Origin of the sequence: Pseudomonas sp. F01002 (genome assembly GCF_004402115.1) — a bacterium.
GTDB lineage: Bacteria > Pseudomonadota > Gammaproteobacteria > Pseudomonadales > Pseudomonadaceae > Aquipseudomonas > Aquipseudomonas frigoris.
In genome coordinates, this window is sequence record NZ_SOPU01000009.1 from 1 (window position 1) to 301 (window position 301).

Here is a 301-nt window from a genome sequence, read left to right on the forward strand (position 1 = left end):
TTGGGATCGATGAGACGGTCGAGCATCTGAAAACGGCCTGGCCCGTGATACGGGCGCAGTTGCTGGCGGGAACGTACCGGCCAAGTCCGGTGCGCAGAGTTCTGATCCCAAAACCGGAGGGCGGCGAGCGCAAGCTGGGCATCCCGACGGTGACGGACAGACTGATCCAACAGGCGCTGCTACAGGTTTTGCAGCCTCTGTTGGACCCGGGATTCAGTGATCATAGCTATGGTTTTCGTCCCGGTCGCAGCGCTCACCAAGCGGTACTGGCGGCGCAGCAATACATTCACTCGGGGCGGGA

General features: G+C 61.5%; 1 protein-coding gene. It reads left to right on the top strand.

The features are described 5' to 3' along the window. Positions 1–301, top strand: a 301-nt coding sequence (locus E3W21_RS31680) for a reverse transcriptase domain-containing protein (RefSeq protein ID WP_256661529.1), incomplete at both ends; no start/stop codon positions are given.